This is a genomic window from Blautia sp. DFI.1.216 (genome assembly GCF_020594215.1).
Classification (GTDB): Bacteria; Bacillota; Clostridia; order Lachnospirales; family Lachnospiraceae; genus Blautia_A; species Blautia_A wexlerae.
In genome coordinates this window covers 1-16,135 of record NZ_JAJDML010000065.1, presented here as the reverse complement: position 1 = coordinate 16,135, position 16,135 = coordinate 1, and the positions used below count along the sequence as shown (strand labels likewise).

Below are 16,135 nucleotides of genomic sequence, written 5' to 3'. Positions count from 1 at the left end.
TATGAACTAAGACAAAAGCTACGCTGTAATAACAAGAGGTGAGTGCTAATTTTTTTTCAACTCCTCTCCTATCTACCTCGCTGATAAATTTTTCTATCAGTCTGTTTACTTCATTCGGCTGGTCCGTATTGGAATTATGACCAGAATTCTTTATCCATATTTCTGATTTCTGCAATAAATCCTCAACACCGCCACAATAGAGAATCAACTCTTTATAAGCCTGCTGAACTTCTGGCGATAAATTCATATAAGCAAAGTACAGCTTGTTTAATCGTCTGACAGAAGTTGTCCTTACAATGTCGCCAGCAAAAGGAAGTTTCTCTTCCATCGTAATTCAGTCCTTTCTTTTTAATTTTGAATATGAAAAAAGCAGTCGATCCTAAATGAAAGACTGCTTTAAATCATATCCTTTACTACCACATTTACAGGCACTTTCCCGGCATATTCTTGTTCCAGTTCCTCTGCCAAATATGCATCGCTCATGCAGTGCATATCAGAAACACCGTCACGAATCAGCTGATAAACCTGGGAATGATAAAAGAAATCCAATGCCGCATCCAGCGAGAGCCCCTGCTGTTTAGCAAAGCATTCAATAACACGGCTATATTTTTTCTGAAGCAAAATCGGATTCGCTGTCATAATGTTTCACTCCCTTCAAAATGCAATAAAGACAATGCTTTTTCTGTGCGGAAACTTATTTGCAGATTCGGCTTTTCATAACGCAGGCGGTTGATAGCTTCCGTCTTATCAATCAGCCCGTCAAAGAACAGCTCCACAGTATTGAACACCTTATCATTGGCAACACCACCCACAACCAGGTCGTAATCGGTCGAATCTTTCCCGCTGCGGCAGTTCAAAATAAAATCCAGCCATTCTTCGGAATAAGAATCGAATTTCAGCATTTTCAGTTCAGATTCCCGGCTTTCATCGTATTCATACCGGGAAATAATACCGTCTTTCCCACGACGTTTGAACTTGCCGCACCACTTTGCAGCCTGTTCATATAGCGGCGTGGCATAAAAGCCACGCCCGAAATCCACATTGGGGCGAGAATGAGCTAAATCTGGCTTAGCAATCTCTAAAAAAGAACCATGATAGAGAATCATACTTCTACACCCCTTTCTTTCATCACGTCAAGGAGGTCATCAACAATATATTCCCTGCTCTGGGTATGCAACATTTCATATTCCGGCACAATATAGCCGTTCAAAATATTACTCTGTTCGGTAAATGCCTGATAAACACGCTCTGCATTCACACCCAGCTTTGCCGCTACATTTTCAATGCAAAAAACAGCAAACTCCAGCTCACTGGAATTTTTGATTTTTTCATCTGTCATAATCTGCAAGCCCTCCTTCGGAATCACTGTTCTCCATTTGAACGCTTTTATCTTTATTATATGCAAATGTCCGCACAATAACAATACTAAATTTACGTTCCAATAATCTTATTGAATAACTGTAACAATACGTCTTTTACGCCGGACGTATTGAATACAAGACCAACGGCTACTAAGGCAACTACCAAGAATCCGATAAGTTTGGAAAACTCACGCTTGAATCCCAAGTAGATACCGATATAACTGCAATAATGCCAGAAGTAAAATATCCGATACCTTTTCCAGCCACAATAAAATGCAGAGCAGCCAATATTATACTAATAACTATCAATGCAATTCCATATAATACTTTTTTCCACTGTATATTTAATTTCATCCGGGCACTCCTTTCCTATCTATCTCGCTGATAAATTTTTCTATAAGTCTGTTTACTTCATCCGGCTGGTCAGTATTGGAATTATGACCGGCATTCTTTATCCATTTAAGCGATAAACCTTCCCTCTGATGCCATTTCTTATTATAACTTTTTGCAGATCCCGCTTTATCCTTTTCTCCACAGATAAGTAATGCCGGACAACTGATATGATATGGCAAATCTGCTTTAATTGCCTCAGCAAGCATTCTGTACCCGAAGCCAGCGAGCCTTGCATATTCTTTATGCTCTGAGTCATAGGCCATCATCATCTTTCGCATAAGATTCTGACCATAGTCCGTCTCAGAGCACCCTCTTGAACCAGCCCTAAGAAGAGCTTTCCATGGATATATTCTATATAATGGCTCTACTCTTTCAAGAAGCCATATTTCCATTGCAGTCATATAAGACTTTTGAAGCGGTGCAGAATCAATGGAGATAAACCCCGTTATCTTATCCGGATATAATTCCATATACATTTGGGCCAGATATCCACCCATAGACTGACCGATAATGATTGGATTATAAATTTCTTCTTTTGCTAAAATTTCATAAAGCCATTCTGCCATATCAGACAGGCCGTAATTATTCGTAAATGGTCTGGATAATGCATGTGATGGTGCATCCCATACAAACACATTCTGTTTATTCTCAAAATATTCTGTCTGCTTCTCAAAAAGCCTATGGTCTGCCGTAAGTCCCGGTAAGAACACTAGAGCGTGTCTGAAAAATCATTCCCGCAATCTGCACGCCCCACTTTGCGGGATATTTCACCCGAATTCAGTTGCCGTAGCCCGCTACGGCGCCCTCATCCGGGCAAAATATCCCACAAATTGTGACGCACATCTTGCAGAAAGCCTTTTTCAGACACGCTCTAACGTAATTCTCTGTTTATCTATTATATTTACAAAATAATGGATGCAGCCACAGGGCGTCTTGTAACTGTTTTCTGTCATTTTTCGCCCCCTTTCCATAAACCATTTCCCAATGATTTATCATTTCCAGATATCATTAATATCTTCTACTTCATATATCACTCATCTTCCTCAAGTTTCTGTACTCTTCTTTTATATATTTTAGAAGATATCATTAATGCTAATAAACATAAGATTTCCACCTGCACAAACATAATAATTCCGGTTGCAATTGAACCAATAAGTTTATGGTAATTCCGATAGGAAACACTAAACCATATAATTCCTGTCAACACTGCCGCAATACTACTGACTATGACATTCGTCTTGAAATTCGGTTTCAATCTCCTGTCCCAGATTCCATTTCGGATACATGCAACCAAAAGATAAAAGGCAAGACTCATAAGTACAGCCCCTTCTCCGGCAAGATTCTTGATACTGTCATTCCCCACTATCATTTGTATTGCCATTACAATCAGCAATCCCCAAAAAGCAATCCAACATCCATTATGTTCGATTTTAAGAAGTTTTAGTTCCTGACGTTCATCTAAATTACTTTTCATCTTCCTAATTTTCATCCTCTTCATCCTCCCAGAATAAATCATCTAAACGTTTATCTAATACGCGACAAATTTTACAACACAGTTTTATTGTGGGATTATATTCTCCCTTTTCGATAGCATTTATAGTTTGCCTTGAAACACCAACAGCTTCTGCTAAGACCTTTTGCGTCATATCTTTTTCAGCCCTTGCCACTTTTATCGCAATATTTTTTGCCACTTTATGTTCACCTCCATTTATAAAGTAACATTTCTTTTCCATAATATCAATTATATTTTACTTTTTTGTCTTGTATATTAAGATAAGAATGCCCTTAATGATTAACCCATAATTGAATTTTTACTTCACGATAAGAAAATTCCCTGTCATTTTTATGTCCATAAGTACTCTTTCAGGTGTATCCAAATTGCTGAAAATGCGTTATGTAATAGCAAAATATCACAAAAATCGAATACAAATTTTGTAATGGGTTATGCGCTTAACCTTTGTAAATTCCACATTTATAATGTACCATATAATCATAATATTGCAGAAGAAGGAATGGAAATGACACAGAACAGGATTAGAATCGTAGATGTTGCAGATGCGTTAGGTCTTAGTACTGCTACTGTCTCAAAAGTGATTCACGGCAAAACAGAAAAGATTTCAGATGAAACGGTAAAACGCGTCCAGCAGGAACTTGAAAGGTCGGGATATATCCCGAATATGGCTGGCATTTTGCTTGCGAGAAATAATTCAAGAATCATCGGAGTGGTGGTAAATGACCATGAAAAGTATGAGGGCAGGGTTTTAGAGGATGGATTTGTGATGTCATCGCTGAATGCTCTTTCCCACGAGGTTAATGAAAAAGGTTATTTTCTGATGATAAAAACGACATCTGATATCAAAGAGATTCCGGTATTTGCATCCATGTGGAATATGGATGGACTGATTCTGATTGGATTTTGTGAAGCTGATTATGAAAGCCTCAGAAATCAGATGCGGATTTCGTTTGTAGTGTATGATGGCTATTTTGAAAAATGCTCAAAGGTAGTAAATCTGGTCATCAATCATTATAACGGCGGCTATCAGGCCGGAAAATATTTAAAGGAACTGGGACATAAAAAAGCATTATGCATAGCAGATAATTTCATCTGCATGGATAAAGAACGCATCGAAGGGTTTCGCAAAGCCTTTGAACCAGGAGAAACATATAGATGGGAGATACCAAAGACAGAAAGGGAAAGAATGTGCTTTTACGAGGATAAATATATGCAGCTGTTAAAAAGCAATGTTACCGCTGTTTTTGCAGTGTCCGATTTTTATGCACTTGAGTTTATGAAGTTTTTACAAGGAAAAAACATTCGGATTCCAGAGGATATCCAGATTATCGGCTTTGATGATAACATGGCAAGCAGGGAAAGTAATCCTTCCCTCTCAACGATTCATCAGGAAGCAAATTTAAGGGCGAAAGCGGCAATTGAATGTTTGGAGGCAATGCGCGATGGAGCAGAATATAAGACAGAAATCGTGTTACCGGTTGATTTAATACAAAGAGAAAGTACGAGGAAATTATAATGTCAAAGTTTATGAAATCATTGTGTAAAATAGCAATTCCTGTCACATTGCAAAGCATGCTGCAGGCATCATTTTCAATTGTTGACCAGATCATGATCGGACAGTTAGGCGAGACAAATATATCGGCAGTTGGATTATGCGGTAATTTTTCATTGATTTTTTCAGTGGTGATTGGTGCAGTAAGCACGGTTGCCGGGATATTAATTGCACAGTTTATTGGTGCACAGGAAACAGAAGAGGCATGGTGCAGTTTTGATGTGAGCCTCATCTGCGGAATTATGATATCAGCATTGTTCCTGCTTGCAGCCGGAGTTTTTTCATCGCAGATTCTTGGATTATATACGAAAGATATGAGTATTATAAATACTGGTGCGGTTTATTTTAGAATCGTAGCATTTTCTTATATTCCAATGGCTGTCAGCAATATTTTATCCTCCTGGCTGCGCTGTAAGGAATATGCCACGATACCATTTCTGGCAAGCTTTGGAGCAGTTATTGTAAACACAGGACTGAACTATCTGCTGATATTTGGAAAATTTGGATTTTCATGTATGGGAATAAAGGGTGCTGCCATTGCCACACTTATTTCGCAGTTGTTTAACCTGATATTTATTGTTATCGGATTTGTCTTATGTATCAGAAAAGATGGAGATAAACCGGTATTGTCTCTACATTTTAAAAAAATCACGATCAGAGATTATCTGATAATGATTATGCCGATTCTAATTAGTGAATTTTTATGGAGTCTCGGGCAAAATGTGGAGTCTGCTGTTTATGGACATCTTGGCACATCAAGCCTTGCAGCCTATACACTTACCGGTCCGATACAAGGGCTTATGGTAGGGGCACTTAGTGGATTGTCTGCGGCTGCCGGTGTGATAGTCGGCAAAAGACTTGGCAGGAAAGAATATGATGAGGCTTACACAGAATCAAAGAAGATTATGTATGCAGGCTTATTTGGTGCGGTAACGGTATCGGCTTTACTCATTCTTTTGGCCGGAGTATATACCGGATTATATCGTGTTGATGACAGCGTAAAAGATCTTGGAAAAACACTGCTTATCGTATTTGCCTTGTATGCTCCGGTCAAAGTGGAAAATATGATACTTGGCGGAGGCATTATAAGAAGTGGCGGTAACACCAAAATCATTATGATCATTGATATTGTTGGCACATGGTGTATCGGAATTCCACTGTGTCTGCTTGCAGCATATGTATTCAATTGGGGAATTGTTGGTGTGTATACATTGCTTACCACGGAGGAATTATTCAGGCTTGCTGTATCGTTAATTGTCTTTAAAAGGCGTAAATGGATAATTAGTTTATGCTGATTTACTTCTTGCTGGGATCCTTTCAATCACTACTGGGGATGCCGAAATGTGGAATTAACCGACATCCCCTTTAAATCATATCCTTGATTGCTTTGTGTGGAGATTTAACTGATTATCTATATCCCGTCCGACATACTGCTTTCCCCAATTACTCCCATTGTATGGAAAAACAAGATGACTGGATTTGATTTATTTCCTGTTGTTTTAAATACCACACTTCCACCTTCTGTCTATTTTTTATCTATCTACTCTCTTCCATTTTGCAACAGCATTTCTTACCCGCCAGTCAATATCCAGACGTGCTCTGCGACATTCTTTCGGATGTTTTCTTGCTGCCTGAAATGCCAGTTTCACTAAGAAGCAGCAGTCAATGCCAGTGTTCCTGTAGTAGATGCCCCGACAATTCCTATCTTCTGATCACCATGTGCTTTTAACCAATTGATTGCTTTCTCTATACGTTCCAATGGATAATTATGATGTCCATAATCTTTTTTTCCAGGTGACATTGTCATCACATTCACACCGAGTTTATGTAGCCATTTCACGGATGTATGCGCCAGATAATCCTCTGGATCATCCCCGATCATGGCAATCATTGCACAGTCTGATCCTGTTTTGCATTTCCAGTATGAACCATAAAATCCATCTGTTTCCACATCAAAATGTCTTTTCTTCATTTATCATCTCCTTAATATCGGCCACGTTTCTCCAAAACTATTATTTTGTTTGAGATATTCCGAACGATTTGAATCTTTCCTATCACATGATAAATCGGTATAAGCTTTTTCATTCCTTCAACCAGACTGACTTCCTGTTGAACAGAAAATCCCGGCACAATTCTTTGCAGTTCTGTTCCGTTCTTAACTCCCCATGTGAATTTTGCATTGCTTCCCTCTATGGATTTTTCTTTCACATGTTTTACAACAAAAGGTGACATGGTTTCGACCATTACGGTTACCTTTTTGAACGATTTTTCAATAATAGAAAACATTTTTCTGATATCTTTTTCACACAAATACATTGTAAGCCCTTCGATTATTGCCAGAACATTCTCACCGTGATAATCGATATCATCTATATAGGAATTATCCATTGCAGACTTTACAATCTGATATATCGGACCTGTTTCTGGAAGAAATTGCCGCCTTATCTTCATAGTCTCCGGCAAATCTATATTGTACCAATGCAGATATTTCCCTTTCATTCGATAACATCTGGTATCCAGTCCACATGCAATATTTATAACAACTGTATTTGCATTTTTCTCCAAATATTGCTTAACCATCCGGTCTAATACAATTGTTCTCGCAATCACACCATAAGTCATAGCGTTATCTTTATCCGCTTTGGAAAAGTCATAATCAAGCTTTTTCACAAGTTCTACTGCAATTTCGTCATTTATTTTAGCATTTTTCTTTTTTGTTTCTTTTGCTCTTGCATACAAGGTCTGTACCATCGTTTCCGGCACACCTGTCACATTCACTTTTTCTTTCATTGTCTGTCGCCTTCTACTGCTTTTTTTACTTCTTTCACCCATTCTGCACTATGGCAGCAAAACAGTTCTTCATGCTGCATGTTATGTCTTCGGATATCCGGATTTTTGAAATAAGTACAATATCTCTTTTCGTATTTTTCACCCATCTTTGTTGCATAAAACACGTGAATTGTTGTTCCCGGTACATCAATTCCATGCTGGACTTTCGTAACCAGATCAGAATAGAACTGATTATAAACACTCTGTTTCGTAATCCATGGACTTCCTCCCTTGTCAATACCAAACATATTTACAAATCCATCAATCAGTTTCTTTCTTGATTCATCTGCTTCATTTATTTTCTTTTGCATAAACTTAGGTAATTTACCCGTGTGTACCATTTTATACATAATTGGCACAATGATAGATGACTGGAGCTTTGCCATAAACGAACCTGCTTCATCCATATCACTGCTCCCAATGATGCCATGATTTATATGGATTCTTTTCCGCTGAATCAGAAGGGATACAAAACTTCCTCCAAGGGAACATCCATACGCTGCTTTAATTCTCCCACCATACTTTGTTCTGATTTCCTGCTCAATTTTTTCACATTCATCTTCCATCGAATAAAATTCTGTTTTCTCGTTTGGATCAAATCCATCATAAGAAACTGCTACCGTATAAAAATAAGAATGTAACCCATCCAGTACATGATCAAAGCTACTATACAGGCAACAGGTACCGGGAAATAAAAATATCACAGGTTTACGATTGTCTCCACTTTCATAAAATTTCATAACCGGTCTCCTTCAGGCTTTTCTGACAACACAATGCATCCTCATACCTTTGCGGATTTCAAATTTTTCTACTTTTAATCCTACTTTTCTGCAGCATTTCATGACCACATTTCTTGTTGGAACCCGAACATCTCCATGTCCGCATATATTTGCCAGAGGCATTTCCAATGTATTCATCAGCCATACCAATACTTTATTGTCACTGGTCACATCCCGCAGGATCAATCTTCCATTTGGGCGAAGACATCTTTTTACACTGTCAAAAAATGCCTGTGGATCCGGATAATGATGAAAACTCATAGAACAAATAATTGCATCAAATGAATCATTTTCAAAAGGAAAGTTCTCACAGTCTCCTACAACAAACGTTGCATTTGAAATGTTTTTCTTTTTTGCCTGTTCAATCATGGCCGGAGCCAAATCCAGACCTGTATAATGTCGGTCTGGATATTTTTCTGCTAATAAAGAAATCATCGGAGCCGGTCCACATCCAGCGTCCAATAAATCTCTAAATGGCTCTTTCTCTAATTCTTCCAAAATATCCGGATAGTCCTTCTTACACATTTCGTAAATACCCGCATGGTTACTTTCATATCTTCCTGCTGCTTTTGTAAATTCAGCAATTGACAGTTTTTTGTATTCTTTGTTTTTCATGTTGTTTTCCTCAAATCACACCTGCACCATAAACCAATATTTTCATAGAAATCCGTCCTCTTTACATTGTCCAGTAAATCGCTATTATATATGTTAGTTTTATCTAACCTTAATTTTCTAAAAAACCGTGTGAAACAAAACTGTAATTCCACACGGTTTCTTTTCTTCTGTGTTCAGTATACCACTTTTATCTGGTTTATCAACCAGATTTGTCTCAATTTGTTACGCACTGCGTAACCATTTGGAAAGACCAGTACATCGTTTTCGAAATATACGCCTGAGCATATTGTCGGCACACTAATCTCTTGGTGTTAATCCTACATACATATCTTTGTACTGTTTTGCACTCTTTTCCCAGGAAACATCTTTATCCATATCGCGGATCACCATATCATCCCAGGATTTTCTGTTCTCGAAATAGAGCGTCTTTGCTCTGTTGATCGCATCGTAAAGCAGCCCGCTTTCATATCTGTCAAATGTAAAACCGTTTCCTGTATTTTCAAACATATTATAAGGCTGAACCGTATCTTTGAGTCCTCCGGTCTCTCTTACAATCGGAACTGCACCATATCTCATGGCTATAAGCTGTGTAAGTCCACATGGTTCAAATCTTGATGGAACCAGAAGTGCATCGCATCCTGCATAAATATTGTGAGCCACATTTTCATTGTAAGCAATATATGCACAGAAATTGCCTTTATATTTGTTTTCATAATAGCGGAATGTATTTTCATACTGAGAATCACCAGTACCAAGAACAACCACCTGCGTATGTTCATCCATAATTCCCGGGATTACGTCATTTACAAGATCAAGACCTTTCTGGTTGGTGAGACGTGAAATAAGTCCGATTACCATCTTATGCTCATCTACATCCAGCCCCAGAGATTCCTGAAGAGCTTTTTTATTAATCTTTTTATTCTTTATCGCTGACTTCTCATCATAATCAGCAGCTAACAGCTTATCAGTTGCAGGATTCCAGATATCCGTATCAATACCATTCACAATTCCCAAAATCTTATTGTTGTGATATCTTAAATGCTCTGCAAGTCCCTCTCCATATTCCTCTGTCTGAATCTCCCAAGCATAGGTGTTACTTACAGTTGTAACTTTATTGCTGTAAGCGATGCCACCCTTTAACATATTGGCATCCAGCCAGTTCTGGATCATACAGTCCTTATTAAATACATAATCAGGAAGTCCTGACCAGTATTGAATCTTTTTTCTGTCATAAATACCCTGGAACTTCAGATTATGTATTGTGAGTACTGAAATTGCACGTCCTACATCTGTATCCTGAAAACAGGTTCTCAGATAAAGTGGTACTAAAGCTGCCTGCCAGTCATGACAATGCACGACATCAGGAGTCCAGTTCAGATAATTAAGGGCAGCAAGGGCAGCTTTTGCAAAATAACAGAATTTCGGAATGTCATCTATGAGATTCGTATATGGATTTCCCCAGGAGAAGAACTCATCATTATCTATAAAATCATAGACAACCCCATCCTCCTGATATTCCATAATTCCCACATAATACTGCTTTCCATCAGAGCAGAGATTCATATCAAAGGAACCCCTGTATTCCATCTTTTCCTGAAATTTCTGAGGAATACATTTGTATCTTGGAATAATGACCTTAACATCAATGTTTAATTTTGCCAGACTCTTTGGCAGGGCAGACATTACATCTCCCAATCCGCCGGTCTTAACAAATGGATAACATTCTGATCCAATGAAGGCTACACTTCTTCGCGGTCCCAGATCAGGCTGTCTCGTTGGAATGTTCTGTTCATTCTGTTCAACAGATGGCTCCTGAATAATTACGGCTTGCTTAACAGAAACATTCTCTACTGTTGGAGCAACATTCTTAACAGCTTTTTGAGGACTGTTTTTTGCACTGCTTTTTACACTGCTTTTTACACTGCTTTTTACGCTGTTTCTTGCATTGCCCTTTGTATTACTCTTTGTATTACTCTTTGCATTGCCTTTGGTACTGCTTTTGGTACTGCTTGTTTGAACTGTTTTTTTTCTCATATCATTGATCTCCCTTTTGCATTTTACAAAGTCCGAAATCTATTACGTCTTAACTAAAATGTCCTCCGGTAAGTTCCTGATAAACATTCATTTTGCAGATATTTATCATTTCCTGTTAATCTCAATTATAACACAAAATGCGCAAAGTAACTATTATTATCTGAAATGTTTCCATCACTTAACTCTTACCTGAATGATACAAGCTGGTTTATTCCTTTTCATTATATCTGCCTCTTTTATTTTACAGATACACTACATAGAAAAAGGGATCTTCCACTCAGTCAATTTGAATAAAAAACATAATCTGTTTTTATTTCACGCATTCCATAATTATCATCTCACATCTGTCATATCCAAGCTGTGAGCTGTTCAGGCACAGTGTGTAATTGCTGGCTTTTCCCCAGTTCTGATCTGTGTAAAAGTTATAATTTGTTCTTCGCCTTTTATCTGTGTCTGCCATCATTTTCACAGCTTCCTTCTCTTTTACATTGTATAAACCAGTGATACGCTTTATTTTTTCCAGCATGTCCCCATGAATAAATACATTCAGCACATCATCCCGGTCTTTCAAGATATAGTCTGCATTTCTTCCAATGATCACACAAGGCTCCTTCTCAGCCAATTCTAAAATAATATTTCTCTGTGCCTCATATACCATGTCCTCCACAGATTTTCCTGTGATATCACGACCGGAAAATGCATATGCGAACAAACCTTTTTTCGGAGATAATTCCGCATTTTCCTGAATATATTCCGGTGATAAGCCGGACTTTTCTGCAATCTGACCAATGATATTTTTATCATAATATGCAATTCCGAGTTTCTTTGCCACTTCTTCTCCGATAAAACGTCCACCGCTTCCAAATTCCCTGCTGATCGTAATAATTCTTTTTGCCATCTCTGATTCCTCCTAGTTTAAAACATCAACCCTATTTTTTCTGATTTTCTTTAAAAATACATATCCCACAAAACATGAAATTATTTCAGTAATTGGAAATGCCCACCAGATCAACGAAACTCCCATCTGACCATTTCTGACAAACAGAGAAAAGATTCCCGCCAGTGGCAGGATAATAATCAGCTGTCTCAAAAGTGAAATCACCAGTGATTCCAGGCCGCCATCCAATGCCTGGTAAATTCCCTGATAAGCAACATTAATTCCGGCAAACAAGAAACTCACTGAAATCACTCTCATCGCGGCAATAAAATATTCTCTTGACTGTCCTGCATTAAACAGCATTGCAAACGCTCCGGGGAAAATCTCCGTAATTGCAATTCCCAGAATCATTAATGCAATGGTATAAATAAGTCCATATTTGATACCATCCTGAATTCTCTTTTTGCTTCTCATTCCATAAGCAAACGCAATGATCGGAGTGATCGCATCTCGCAGACCAAAAGCAAGGAAGAGAACAAACTGCTGGACTTTATAGAACAATCCATAGGCTGTCTGTGCTGATGGATTGAACTTCAGGATCAGATTCATCACATAAACCATAATAGACATCAGAGCCTGCGCAATAATTGCCGGAAGTCCGATTGCATAGATTTCTTTTATAACACCAGCATTCGGTTTCATGTATTTCGGTCCATGCCCGAATTCCCTGTTCAGTTTCATATGAAAAATAAGCAGCAATACAGCAGAAGCAACCTGACCAATTACAGTTGCGTAAGCTGCGCCTTTCACTCCCATTTCAGGACAAGGTCCAATACCATAGATCATGATCGGATCGAGAATGATATTTACAACAGCACCAACCACCTGTCCGATTGTAGAATAAAGAGAACGACCTGTTGCCTGTAATAGCTTTTCAAATAAAGAAAAGAAAATAATACCAAAAGAAATCACACAGCATATCCGCAGATAACTGACTCCCATTTCAAGTACTTCTGCATCAACTGTCTGTGATGAAATATATGCTTTCACCCCAAAGATACCAAACATTAAACAGACCACGTAAATGATCACACCCAGGAACAGACTGTTTCCTGCTACCTTTGCAGCCTTTTCCCTGTTTCCCTGTCCAAGTGTCCTTGCAAGAAGTGCATTAGTTCCTACACCTGTTCCGATTCCTACCGCTACCATAAGCATCTGAACCGGAAATACCAGGGTGAGGGCATTTAATGCTGCTTCACTGCCTACTCTCATATTTCCTACAAATGCACTGTCTACAATGTTATAGACCGCCTGCAATGCCATGGATAAGATCATAGGGATTCCCATCTGGATCATCAGCTTATTCACCGGCATATCCTTCATCTTGTTACTTTCTGCCATCTTGTCTTTACTCCTCTCTTTTCTGCACAAAAAAAGTGCGCACCCTGTCACATAAGCTGGACTTACGCTAACAGGCTACACACTTTTTCATGGCAAATATTCTATTTTAACAAAAGAAAAACGAGTAGCATGAAACTGGATTTACGCTCATCTGCTACTCGTTCGTTATCATTATATTTCCTGTTTTCTAAAAAGTCAAACGAAATATTTTTACGATTTACATTTTACAATACGCATCAGTCTATTTTATTTTGATCGATGTAATCAATAATCGTTTTACAGATTTCCTGCTTTGGCTTTTCAAGTGCAACTCCCAGTTCCATATATAACAGATTTTCTGCTATCTGGAAATACCTTGCATCTGTAGCAGTACATTTTTTCCCTTGTGCAAGTCTTTTCTGCTTCCGCTGATAAATCATTTTTATAATAGCAACTAATGCTTCGGGGTTATTTGCTCTTACTGCTTCTTTATAATTTTGTTCCCTCATTTTTTCATTGTTTGTCCATGCTGTCGGGATATCCGGAATTCGTTTGATCAGATTCCAGGCTTCTTCTTTTGTCAGACATAATCTCAGTCTTGAATCTGAGCTTGAAACAGGAACATATATTTTGTCCTTTTCATCTTCTACTGGTTTCATCAGATAATATAACTTATCGTTTTTTTCATCCTGCGGATTCAAATATAAAATATTTTCTATTTTACAGATACCTATAACTGGTTTGCTGACAAAGTCTCCAATTTCATATTTCACAAAATCCACTCCTTGCTGACCGGCATTCTTATTCCGTAAAAGTATAACGTACAAAAGAACCCTGATTGTCTCCTGTTACTATTACAACATCTCCACTCTCGTTGCGTGTGGATTCTAGAATTGGAAATCTTCCATTTTCTTTTACATAAGCTTCCGGGCTGGCTGCTTCTGCCTCGATCAAAGTTTTTTTACTGTACTGTTCTCCTCCACACGGATTTATATCCTCAATAAAGATTTCATACTCATGCATATACAGTCCCTCCTGAAATTCATTTTATAAAAACAAGCAGCATAACTGTTGTTTTCCGACTCATTATGCTACTCGCCCTTATTTTTATTATAAAACCATTTTACTTTGATGTGAACCTCACATGACTGAAGTCACGTGCTTCCAGACGCTTTAGGCGTCAGACTGAATATCGGCGGATACGCCTGTAACTTAGGTGCGCAGTTATGCGCATTTCCCATGCCAGATATGGCAGGTTCCCACATTACAGGTAGTCCGCTGTATATCTGCCTGTATCTATGCTGCTTTTAAGAGTTCCATTTCTGAATGGAGTTTTCTCAGATCTGCATAGACGCATGAGGTTCTACGCTTTACAGGAGGGACTTTTGCCTCCAGTAAAGACCTTTCCGTTGCCGGAAGGGGTTTTAAAAGTTCCCTTATAAAATATCTCGCTCCTATATTATAGGATGCTGACAGGTCACAATTATATCGTTTTCCTGTCTGGAAAGTACAGAGGCTGTGATTTTCCCAGTCACGTGTTACCGCCCCGGAACCATCATAAGCCAGTCTGCTGGTATTCCATGCGCAGATCCTGGATACCCGCATCCCTTTCCTGTGTGCCTGATGTTCACAACACTTCTGGATATCTCTTTTTCTCCACAGGTGCAGTTTCTGCTTTTTCTTTCCCGATATCTTCCCCTGCATCTCCAGATACTCGAACACAATCACATCTGCATGGTTTTCTTCCGCATATCTCACAATCGCACCTGCAGTCTTTTTGCCCAGTTCTGTATTCAGACGTTTCATATATGCCCATCTTCCCTGTGTCTGCGCAGAGCCATGTTCCCTCTGGAATCTGCGGATCCGTCCCAATGTACGGTACATCCGGTCTTTTTCACTGGGATGATCGATAAATTTTCTTCCCAGGACAGTTCCGTCTGCCCGCATGATGGTACTGACTGCATCGGTATTGATCCCTAAGTCCACACTGCAGATGATCTGTTCTTTTACAGGTGTTTTGGTAAGTGTTACTTCTTCTGTATAGGAAAAACGCAAAAAGTACTTCTGGTGTCTCTTTTCCAGAGTTGGAGCAGATGCCTTTTTCCCTGACCAGTATTTTCTCAGATATTCCATATCTGTATGCTCCAGACGTATACAGAACCATTTCCAGTCATGACCGTCATAGAGTTTCAGGTATGCTTCGTCTTTCCCTTCCGCGCCTTCACGATACATGACATCACGGTAGAAGACCGGCATGGCGTGGTTTTCATATACAAGCTTTGGTTTCCCGCTTTTTCCGTCGGTCTTTTCCCATAGATCCAGCCGTGTTTTATAAGAGGATACTGTCCCCAGTGCATGCCGGATGACAGATCTGCGCAAATAGGAAGGCATCTTTGGAAACCGAATATCAAAATCAAAACAGGCATGGTTTTTCTTCGTGGTATGTACCAGATGTTCTGCAGCATTAAAACGTCTCTTTGCATCCGGGATTTCTGCTAATTCTTCCCATACCTGCACATAAATCCCAATCAGATAGCTGACAGCAGAACGGTAGATCTCCAGTGTCTGGCGGATCGGGATATTCTGTTTTCGTAATTCTACACCATAACTGGATATTATCTGCATTTTTATTTCTCCCTGATAACTCTTTTCTCAGATTCTGTTGTTTTTTCTACTACCTATGGCTATATTTTAGCACATATAGTGCCAGAAGTAAACATCTGTTCTTTCTTTTGGTAAAAAATTTGCGCGTCTAACTCATCACTACTACAATATATTTATGGGTAATCCCCTTACTTCCAG

19 protein-coding genes and 3 pseudogenes are annotated in these 16,135 nt (G+C 38.8%); 3 read left to right on the top strand and 19 right to left on the bottom strand.

Translation table 11 applies throughout. The annotated features are described in order from the left end of the window. The 7 genes and pseudogenes from LJE11_RS16975 to LJE11_RS20570 all read right to left on the bottom strand — a co-directional run. Window positions 1–328 (bottom strand): annotated as a pseudogene (locus LJE11_RS16975) (hypothetical protein); the annotation flags it as partial. Window positions 329–396: 68 nt separating this feature from the next. Further along, the gene (locus LJE11_RS16970) at window positions 397–639 is read right to left on the bottom strand and encodes a DUF3791 domain-containing protein (protein WP_008706659.1); all 243 of its coding nucleotides are present in this window, start codon (window positions 637–639) and stop codon (window positions 397–399) included. After that, the gene (locus LJE11_RS16965) at window positions 636–1,106 is read right to left on the bottom strand and encodes a DUF3990 domain-containing protein (RefSeq protein ID WP_008706660.1); all 471 of its coding nucleotides are present in this window, start codon (window positions 1,104–1,106) and stop codon (window positions 636–638) included. The genes LJE11_RS16970 and LJE11_RS16965 overlap by 4 nt, the downstream gene beginning before the upstream one ends. After that, on the bottom strand, window positions 1,103–1,342 hold the full coding sequence (locus tag LJE11_RS16960) for a DUF3791 domain-containing protein (RefSeq protein WP_044951932.1): 240 nt from the start codon (window positions 1,340–1,342) through the stop codon (window positions 1,103–1,105). The genes LJE11_RS16965 and LJE11_RS16960 overlap by 4 nt, the downstream gene beginning before the upstream one ends. A gap of 178 nt (window positions 1,343–1,520) precedes the next feature. Further along, the gene (locus LJE11_RS16955) at window positions 1,521–1,715 is read right to left on the bottom strand and encodes a hypothetical protein (RefSeq protein ID WP_177275998.1); all 195 of its coding nucleotides are present in this window, start codon (window positions 1,713–1,715) and stop codon (window positions 1,521–1,523) included. After that, window positions 1,712–2,464 (bottom strand): alpha/beta fold hydrolase, encoded by a 753-nt coding sequence (locus LJE11_RS16950; protein ID WP_227296290.1) that lies wholly within the window; start codon window positions 2,462–2,464, stop codon window positions 1,712–1,714. Before LJE11_RS16950 ends, LJE11_RS16955 begins: the two co-directional genes overlap by 4 nt. Continuing rightward, window positions 2,433–2,597: pseudogene (locus LJE11_RS20570) on the bottom strand (DUF6783 domain-containing protein). Before LJE11_RS20570 ends, LJE11_RS16950 begins: the two are co-directional and overlap by 32 nt. Here LJE11_RS20570 and LJE11_RS20565 point away from each other — a divergent pair. After that, window positions 2,535–2,666 (top strand): annotated as a pseudogene (locus LJE11_RS20565) (DUF6783 domain-containing protein); the annotation flags it as partial. The pseudogenes LJE11_RS20570 and LJE11_RS20565 sit on opposite strands and share 63 nt — an antisense overlap. Window positions 2,667–2,784: 118 nt before the next feature. Here LJE11_RS20565 and LJE11_RS16945 read toward each other — a convergent pair. Next, entirely contained in the window at window positions 2,785–3,243 is a 459-nt protein-coding gene (locus LJE11_RS16945; RefSeq protein ID WP_330600964.1) for a DUF6773 family protein, read from the bottom strand. After that, complete coding sequence (locus LJE11_RS16940) at window positions 3,233–3,487, bottom strand: helix-turn-helix transcriptional regulator (protein ID WP_202018874.1); 255 nt, start codon at window positions 3,485–3,487, stop codon at window positions 3,233–3,235. The genes LJE11_RS16945 and LJE11_RS16940 overlap by 11 nt, the downstream gene beginning before the upstream one ends. A gap of 285 nt (window positions 3,488–3,772) precedes the next feature. Between LJE11_RS16940 and LJE11_RS16935 the strand changes: the two genes are divergently transcribed. After that, window positions 3,773–4,783: a LacI family DNA-binding transcriptional regulator gene (locus tag LJE11_RS16935; RefSeq protein WP_227296288.1), complete on the top strand. Its 1,011-nt coding sequence runs from the start codon at window positions 3,773–3,775 to the stop codon at window positions 4,781–4,783. After that, window positions 4,783–6,114, top strand: a complete 1,332-nt coding sequence (locus LJE11_RS16930) for an MATE family efflux transporter (RefSeq protein WP_008706674.1) — start codon at window positions 4,783–4,785, stop codon at window positions 6,112–6,114. The genes LJE11_RS16935 and LJE11_RS16930 overlap by 1 nt, the downstream gene beginning before the upstream one ends. Before the next feature lie 353 nt (window positions 6,115–6,467). Here the strand turns inward: LJE11_RS16930 and LJE11_RS16925 are convergent, their stop codons facing one another. From LJE11_RS16925 to LJE11_RS16880, 10 genes are all read right to left on the bottom strand, one after another. Beyond that, on the bottom strand, window positions 6,468–6,791 hold the full coding sequence (locus LJE11_RS16925) for a hypothetical protein (protein WP_008706678.1): 324 nt from the start codon (window positions 6,789–6,791) through the stop codon (window positions 6,468–6,470). Window positions 6,792–6,802: 11 nt separating this feature from the next. Continuing rightward, a complete protein-coding gene (locus LJE11_RS16920) occupies window positions 6,803–7,609 on the bottom strand; it encodes a class I SAM-dependent methyltransferase (protein WP_008706680.1) in 807 nt (268 codons plus the stop codon). Beyond that, complete coding sequence (locus tag LJE11_RS16915) at window positions 7,606–8,388, bottom strand: hypothetical protein (protein WP_008706681.1); 783 nt, start codon at window positions 8,386–8,388, stop codon at window positions 7,606–7,608. Before LJE11_RS16915 ends, LJE11_RS16920 begins: the two co-directional genes overlap by 4 nt. Before the next feature lie 12 nt (window positions 8,389–8,400). Beyond that, window positions 8,401–9,042 carry a class I SAM-dependent methyltransferase gene (locus LJE11_RS16910; RefSeq protein WP_008706683.1) on the bottom strand — a complete coding sequence of 214 codons (642 nt, stop codon included), beginning with the start codon at window positions 9,040–9,042 and terminating at the stop codon, window positions 8,401–8,403. Window positions 9,043–9,339: 297 nt separating this feature from the next. Further along, window positions 9,340–11,076 carry a glycogen synthase gene (locus LJE11_RS16905; RefSeq protein ID WP_165858275.1) on the bottom strand — a complete coding sequence of 579 codons (1,737 nt, stop codon included), beginning with the start codon at window positions 11,074–11,076 and terminating at the stop codon, window positions 9,340–9,342. A gap of 310 nt (window positions 11,077–11,386) precedes the next feature. Then, window positions 11,387–11,974 (bottom strand): cytidylate kinase-like family protein, encoded by a 588-nt coding sequence (locus LJE11_RS16900; RefSeq protein WP_055054295.1) that lies wholly within the window; start codon window positions 11,972–11,974, stop codon window positions 11,387–11,389. Between the two features lie 12 nt (window positions 11,975–11,986). After that, window positions 11,987–13,354: an MATE family efflux transporter gene (locus tag LJE11_RS16895; protein ID WP_118409054.1), complete on the bottom strand. Its 1,368-nt coding sequence runs from the start codon at window positions 13,352–13,354 to the stop codon at window positions 11,987–11,989. Between the two features lie 236 nt (window positions 13,355–13,590). Beyond that, window positions 13,591–14,106 carry a CarD family transcriptional regulator gene (locus LJE11_RS16890; RefSeq protein ID WP_165858274.1) on the bottom strand — a complete coding sequence of 172 codons (516 nt, stop codon included), beginning with the start codon at window positions 14,104–14,106 and terminating at the stop codon, window positions 13,591–13,593. Window positions 14,107–14,134: 28 nt separating this feature from the next. Continuing rightward, complete coding sequence (locus LJE11_RS16885; protein WP_025579122.1) at window positions 14,135–14,356, bottom strand: hypothetical protein; 222 nt, start codon at window positions 14,354–14,356, stop codon at window positions 14,135–14,137. Between the two features lie 273 nt (window positions 14,357–14,629). Continuing rightward, window positions 14,630–15,958: an IS200/IS605 family accessory protein TnpB-related protein gene (locus tag LJE11_RS16880; RefSeq protein ID WP_227296286.1), complete on the bottom strand. Its 1,329-nt coding sequence runs from the start codon at window positions 15,956–15,958 to the stop codon at window positions 14,630–14,632. Window positions 15,959–16,135: the final 177 nt, after the last annotated feature.

Excerpts from the sequence above, each read along its gene's own strand:
- LJE11_RS16905 (WP_165858275.1), bottom strand. The coding sequence starts at position 11,076 with ATGAGAAAAAAAACAGTTCAAACAAGCAGTACCAAAAGCAGTACCAAA.
- LJE11_RS16935 (WP_227296288.1), top strand. The coding sequence starts at position 3,773 with ATGACACAGAACAGGATTAGAATCGTAGATGTTGCAGATGCGTTAGGT.
- LJE11_RS16955 (WP_177275998.1), bottom strand. The coding sequence starts at position 1,715 with ATGAAATTAAATATACAGTGGAAAAAAGTATTATATGGAATTGCATTG.
- LJE11_RS16945 (WP_330600964.1), bottom strand. The coding sequence starts at position 3,243 with ATGAAAATTAGGAAGATGAAAAGTAATTTAGATGAACGTCAGGAACTA.
- LJE11_RS16895 (WP_118409054.1), bottom strand. The coding sequence starts at position 13,354 with ATGGCAGAAAGTAACAAGATGAAGGATATGCCGGTGAATAAGCTGATG.
- LJE11_RS16885 (WP_025579122.1), bottom strand. The coding sequence starts at position 14,356 with ATGCATGAGTATGAAATCTTTATTGAGGATATAAATCCGTGTGGAGGA.
- LJE11_RS16920 (WP_008706680.1), bottom strand. The coding sequence starts at position 7,609 with ATGAAAGAAAAAGTGAATGTGACAGGTGTGCCGGAAACGATGGTACAG.
- LJE11_RS16915 (WP_008706681.1), bottom strand. The coding sequence starts at position 8,388 with ATGAAATTTTATGAAAGTGGAGACAATCGTAAACCTGTGATATTTTTA.
- LJE11_RS16910 (WP_008706683.1), bottom strand. The coding sequence starts at position 9,042 with ATGAAAAACAAAGAATACAAAAAACTGTCAATTGCTGAATTTACAAAA.
- LJE11_RS16940 (WP_202018874.1), bottom strand. The coding sequence starts at position 3,487 with ATGGAAAAGAAATGTTACTTTATAAATGGAGGTGAACATAAAGTGGCA.
- LJE11_RS16930 (WP_008706674.1), top strand. The coding sequence starts at position 4,783 with ATGTCAAAGTTTATGAAATCATTGTGTAAAATAGCAATTCCTGTCACA.
- LJE11_RS16970 (WP_008706659.1), bottom strand. The coding sequence starts at position 639 with ATGACAGCGAATCCGATTTTGCTTCAGAAAAAATATAGCCGTGTTATT.
- LJE11_RS16880 (WP_227296286.1), bottom strand. The coding sequence starts at position 15,958 with ATGCAGATAATATCCAGTTATGGTGTAGAATTACGAAAACAGAATATC.
- LJE11_RS16925 (WP_008706678.1), bottom strand. The coding sequence starts at position 6,791 with ATGAAGAAAAGACATTTTGATGTGGAAACAGATGGATTTTATGGTTCA.
- LJE11_RS16965 (WP_008706660.1), bottom strand. The coding sequence starts at position 1,106 with ATGATTCTCTATCATGGTTCTTTTTTAGAGATTGCTAAGCCAGATTTA.
- LJE11_RS16900 (WP_055054295.1), bottom strand. The coding sequence starts at position 11,974 with ATGGCAAAAAGAATTATTACGATCAGCAGGGAATTTGGAAGCGGTGGA.